The sequence below is a fragment of the Streptomyces sp. NPDC060194 genome (genome assembly GCF_042728285.1).
Classification (GTDB): Bacteria; Actinomycetota; Actinomycetes; order Streptomycetales; family Streptomycetaceae; genus Streptomyces.
The window spans coordinates 1-5318 of record NZ_JBHWZH010000236.1 but is presented as its reverse complement, the minus strand read 5'-3'; the positions used below and the strand labels follow the sequence as shown (position 1 = coordinate 5318).

The window sequence follows — 5318 nt, the reverse complement described above, 5'->3', positions numbered from 1 at the left end:
CACCCTGTGAAGGGTGCGGGCCCCCGGCCGTTGCCGGTCGTACGGGGTCAGGCGGACTTGCGGCTGTCCCGGGGGTGGACCGCGATGTTCATCGCGCCCGAGCGGAGGACCGCGAGTCGCTCGGCGAGGACCTCTTCGAGCTCCTCACGCGTGCGGCGCTCCATGAGCATGTCCCAGTGCGTGCGCGCGGGCTTGCCCTTCTTCTCCTCGGGGCCGTCTCCGTCCACCAGGAGTGCCTGGCTTCCGCAGACCTTGCACTCCCACTCCGGCGGGATCTCCGCCTCCACCGAGAAGGGCATCTCGAAGCGATGGCCCTTCTCGCATGCGTACTCCACGGCCTGGCGCGGAGCCAAGTCGATGCCGCGGTCCGTCTCGTAGCTTGTCACCACGAGGCGCGTGCCGCGTAGAGCTCGCTCACTCATGAATCGTGCCTCCCGGGCTTGTCGCCCACAGGACAGGTGTCGCTGTCGTCGTCATACCGGTCAACGTCCGGTCGGCGTCGAAGATTCCCGTTGCGGGTCGTGCGTCGTCCGTCGTGCCGCTGCCTTACAGAAAATCCTGGTACCCACCGGCGTCCGGTTCGTCACATCTGACACTAGTTGTGACTCGGTGTCCCGTGCCGTGAGGCGCGCAGTAACGGTCCGCCCGGCAGGCCGAAGACGTACACTAGCGGCCTTCGACCGCAAGGGCTAAATCCGTTCGGGTACCGGGTTCCCCGTCGCCGCGATCGCACTCCTGACCGGAATGCGCGCAAGGAGGGCGAAACCGATCAGGAAGAAGACGATCAGCGAGAGGATCGCGTCCCGGTAGCTGCCCGTCAGCTGGTAGGTCAGGCCGAAGATCAGCGGGCCCAGCCAGCTCATCCCCCGGTCGCTCATCTCGTAGGCGGAGAAGTACTCCGCCTCCTTGCCCGGCGGGATCAGGTGCGAGAACAGCGAGCGGGACAGGGCCTGGCTGCCGCCGAGCCCGAGGCCGATCACCGCGGCCAGGACGAAGAAGAACACCGGGGCCCGCGCCGGCAGGAAGAAGGCGGCGAGAAGGACCAGCGTCCAGGCGACCAGCGAGCCGAGGATCGTCCGCTTGGCCCCGTACACCCGGGCCAGCCGGCCGAGGCCCAGTGCGCCGCCGACGGCGAGCACCTGGACGAGCAGGATCGCGACGATCAGCGTCGTCTGGTCGAGCCCCAGCTCCCGCGAACCGTAGACGGAGGCCTGGCTGATCACGGTCTGGATGCCGTCGTTGTAGCAGAGGTAGGCGAGCAGGAAGGCGAGGGTCAGCGGGCGGCGGCGCATCTCGCGCAGGGTCGCGGCGAGCTGCCTCCAGCCGTTGACCGCGGGCCCCGCCCCGGGCGCCGCACGGCGGTCGCGCAGCGCGCGCAGCGGGATCAGCGCCCAGGCGCCCCACCAGACGCCCGCGGAGGCCAGGCAGATCCGCACGGCCTCGGACTCCGACAGGCCGAAGGAGTCGTGGCCCGAGTAGAGGACCAGGTTGACGACCAGCATCAGCGAGCCCGAGGCGTAGCCGAAGGCCCAGCCGCGCGAAGAGACCGTGTCCCGCTCCGCCGGGGCGGCGATCTGCGGCAGGAACGCGTTGTAGAGGACCATCGACACCGCGAGCGAGGCGTTGGCGACGATCAGCAGCAGGCCGCCCAGGAGGTAGCGGTCGCCGTCGAGCAGGAACATCGCCGCCGTCGCGCAGGCCCCGGTGTACGCGGCCGCCGCGAGCAACGGCTTCTTGCGGCCGGTGCGGTCGGCGAGCGCGCCGGCCAGCGGCATCAGCAGGATCGCCAGCACGATCGAGACCGAGACGCAGTAGGGGAAGAACGACCCGGCCCGTACGGGGACCCCCAGCGGGTGCACGAACCCCTCGGCGTCGGCGGCGTTCTCCGCGACCGAGGTGAGGTACGGGCCGAGGAACACCGTGAGGACGGTGGTGGAGTAGACCGAGCAGGCCCAGTCGTAGAAGTACCAGCCGCGCTGCTCGCGCCGCCGGTCGTGGCCGTTCGGCGCCTGCTCCGCCGCCGCCCTGGTGTCCGAGCCCACCCCGTGCTCCCGTCCCCGTCGCGCCGTCAGGCCCACGCCCCCCGGTCGGTGAGCACGGAGCGCAGCGCCGTCGTCCGATCGGTCATGATGCCATCCACGCCCAGGTCGAGGAGGCGCCTCATCCCGGCCGGGTCGTTGACGGTCCACACGTGCACCTGTAGCCCGCGGGCGTGCGCGGCCCGCACGAAGCGCTCGTCCACCACCCGGATCCCGCCGTGCGTCTCGGGGACCTGGACGCAGACGCCCGAACCGCGCAACGGGACCGGCGGCCCGTACGAGCGCAGCCGCAGGGCGAGGACGGCGGCGGCGCCGTAGGAGGTGGCGAGCCGGGGGCCGCCGAGGCGGCGGGCCCGGGCCGCGCGGTGCTCCGCGAAGGAGCCGACGCAGACGCGGTCCCAGGAGTCGGTGCGGCCGATGAGGTCGATCAGCGGGAGCAGGGCCGCCTCCGCCTTGACGTCGATGTTCCAGCGGGCCTCGGGGAACTCCTCCAGCAGCTCCTCGAAGAGCGGGATCGGCTCGCGGCCGCCCACGCGGGCCTTCGCCACGGCCGACCACGGCAGCCGGGCGATCGTCCCGCGGTGGTCGGTCATCCGGTCCAGGGTCGGGTCGTGGAAGGCGACGAGCCGGCCGTCGGCCGTGACGTGCACGTCGGTCTCCAGGTAGCGGTAGCCCTGGTCCACGGCGTTGCGGAAGGCGGGGACGGTGTTCTCCAGGAGACCGGCCCCCGGCACGCCGTCCGCCGGCCCGTCGCCGGCCCCGCCGCGGTGGGCGAAGGCGAGGGGCGCCGGGTGGTCCAGGAACGGGTGCCGGTCGCGCGGGTCGCGGGGGGAGCTGATCATCGGGGCAGTATCACCCCACCGGCTCGGACACCGTCCCCCGGGGGCGGGAACCCGCCACGATCCGTCCGGCTGCTTCGTCGCCCTCCGCCGGCCGGTCCGGTCCGGCGGCAGCGGGAGCGGGGCCGTCCGCCCGGGGGGCCTCCGGCACGGTGAACACGCGCAGGAAGAGCTGGGCGAGCGGGCCGATGGCCAGCGCGTACGCGAGAGTGCCGACGCCGACCGTGCCGCCGAGCAGGAAGCCGGTGGCCACCACGGTGAACTCGACGCCGGTCCGCACCAGCCGGATCGACCGCCCGGTCAGCCGGTGCAGGCCCGTCATCAGGCCGTCGCGCGGGCCGGGGCCGAAGCGGGCGGCGATGTAGAGGCCGGTGGCGGCCCCGTTCAGGACCACGCCTGCCACCAGCAGGGCGATCCGCAGCGCCATGGCCTGCGCGTCGGGGACCACGGCGAGGGAGGCGTCCATGGCGGCCCCGATGACCAGCACGTTGGAGACGGTGCCGAGCCCGGGACGCTGCCGCAGCGGGATCCAGAGCAGGAGCACCACCGCGCCGACGATCGTCAGGACGACGCCCATGGAGAGGCCGGTCAGCTCCGACAGGCCCTGGTGCAGGACGTTCCACGGTTCGAGTCCGAGCCCCGACCGCACCAGGAGGGCCGAGCTGGCCCCGTAGAGGAGGAGTCCCGCGTAGAGCTGCACGAGCCGGCGGGTCAGGTGCCGCCTCGGACGGCGGGTCCGGCGGTCGGCGGCCGGGCGTGCGGCGGCCGGGCGTGCGGACGTCGGTCGGGCGGGCTTCGATGGAGTGAGCACGGGTCCCCCTGGTGTCGTTGGCCTGATGCATGACACTCTGTGGCTCGGTTGGAAGGGCCTTCCATGGCCAATTCCAGGAAGGTGGACCGAAATCGTGGCTCAGTGGACCTCAGCGGTGGGCGCGGCGCAGCTCGCCCGGCTGCTCGCCTCCCAGCAGGACCGGCCGGCGGGCCCCGGCACCCGTCGACCGCCCGCCTACCGGGCGCTCGCCGACGGCATCCGGCTGCTCGTCCTGGAGGGCCGCATCCCGGTCGCCTCCCGGCTGCCCGCGGAGCGCGAGCTCGCCGCGGCGATGACCGTCAGCCGGACCACGGTGGCCGCCGCGTACGAGGCGCTGCGCGCGGAGGGCTTCCTGGAGTCGCGCCGCGGCGCCGGCAGCTGGACGGCGGTCCCGGCCGGCAACCCGCTCCCCGCGCGGGGCCTGGAGCCACTGCCGCCGGAATCGGTCGGCTCGATGATCGACCTGGGCTGCGCCTCGCTGCCCGCCCCCGAACCGTGGCTCACCCGCGCGGTGCAGGGCGCCCTGGAGGAGCTGCCGCCGTACGCGCACACCCACGGCGACTACCCGGCCGGCCTGCCGGTGCTCCGGCAGATCATCGCCGAGCGCTACACCGCCCGCGGGGTGCCCACCATGCCCGAGCAGATCATGGTCACCACCGGCGCGATGGGCGCGATCGACGCCATCTGCCACCTCTTCGCCGGGCGCGGCGAGCGGATCGCGGTCGAGTCGCCGAGCTACGCCAACATCCTGCAGCTGATGCGGGAGGCGGGCGCCCGGCTGGTCCCCGTCGCCATGGCCGACGGCCTGGCCGGCTGGGAGCTGGACCGCTGGCGGCAGGTCCTGCGGGAGGCCGCGCCGCGGCTGGCCTACGTCGTCGCCGACTTCCACAACCCGACCGGGGCGCTGGCCACCGAGGAGCAGCGCCGCGGGCTCGTGGACGCCGCCCGCTCGGCGGGCACGGTCCTGGTCGTCGACGAGACCATGACCGAGCTCCGCCTCGACGACGTGGAGATGCCGCGGCCGGTCTGCGCCTTCGACCCGGCGGGCGCGGGCGTGATCACGGTCGGCTCGGCGAGCAAGGCGTTCTGGGCGGGGATGCGCATCGGCTGGGTGCGGGCCGCACCGGACGTGATCCGCAGCCTGGTGGCCGCCCGCGCCTACGCCGACCTCGGGACCCCGGTCGTGGAGCAGCTCGCGGTGAGCTGGCTCCTTTCCACCGGGGGCTGGGAGGAGGCCATCGCGATGCGCCGGGCGCAGGCGCGGGAGAACCGCGACACCCTGGTCGCCGCCGTGCGCCGCGAGCTGCCGGAGTGGGAGTTCCACGTGCCGAAGGGCGGGCTGACGCTGTGGGCCCGGGCCGGCGGCCTGTCGGGGTCCCGCCTCGCCGAGGTCGGCGAACGGGTCGGTGTCCGGGTGCCGTCGGGGCCGCGGTTCGGCGTCGACGGGGCCTTCGAGGGGTACGTGCGGCTGCCGTTCACCGTCGGCGGGGCGCTGGCGGACGAGGCGGCGGTGCGGCTGTCGGCCGCGGCGCGGCTGGTGCGGACGGGCGCGGGCGCGGGGTACGAGACGCCCCGGACGTTCGTGGCATGACGAAGGGGGCCGGTGGCTTCGCGCCCCCGGCCCCCTTC

The 5318-nt window shown here is 73.9% G+C and carries 5 protein-coding genes; 1 reads left to right on the top strand and 4 read right to left on the bottom strand.

Translation table 11 applies throughout. The annotated features are described in order from the left end of the window. Window positions 1–47: 47 nt before the first annotated feature. The 4 genes from ACFWEG_RS28095 to ACFWEG_RS28080 all read right to left on the bottom strand — a co-directional run bounded on the left by ACFWEG_RS28095 (window position 48) and on the right by ACFWEG_RS28080 (window position 3593). Window positions 48–422 (bottom strand): RNA polymerase-binding protein RbpA, encoded by a 375-nt coding sequence (locus tag ACFWEG_RS28095; protein ID WP_026278069.1) that lies wholly within the window; start codon window positions 420–422, stop codon window positions 48–50. A gap of 267 nt (window positions 423–689) precedes the next feature. Then, a complete protein-coding gene (locus ACFWEG_RS28090; protein WP_387220670.1) occupies window positions 690–2042 on the bottom strand; it encodes an MFS transporter in 1353 nt (450 codons plus the stop codon). A 26-nt stretch (window positions 2043–2068) separates the two neighbouring features. Beyond that, a complete protein-coding gene (locus tag ACFWEG_RS28085; protein WP_387220667.1) occupies window positions 2069–2881 on the bottom strand; it encodes a glycerophosphodiester phosphodiesterase family protein in 813 nt (270 codons plus the stop codon). Between the two features lie 10 nt (window positions 2882–2891). Next, complete coding sequence (locus tag ACFWEG_RS28080) at window positions 2892–3593, bottom strand: YitT family protein (RefSeq protein WP_387220673.1); 702 nt, start codon at window positions 3591–3593, stop codon at window positions 2892–2894. A gap of 190 nt (window positions 3594–3783) precedes the next feature. On the opposite strand from ACFWEG_RS28080, the gene ACFWEG_RS28075 reads away from it, so the two are divergent. Beyond that, entirely contained in the window at window positions 3784–5280 is a 1497-nt protein-coding gene (locus ACFWEG_RS28075) for a PLP-dependent aminotransferase family protein (protein ID WP_387220664.1), read from the top strand. Window positions 5281–5318: the final 38 nt, after the last annotated feature.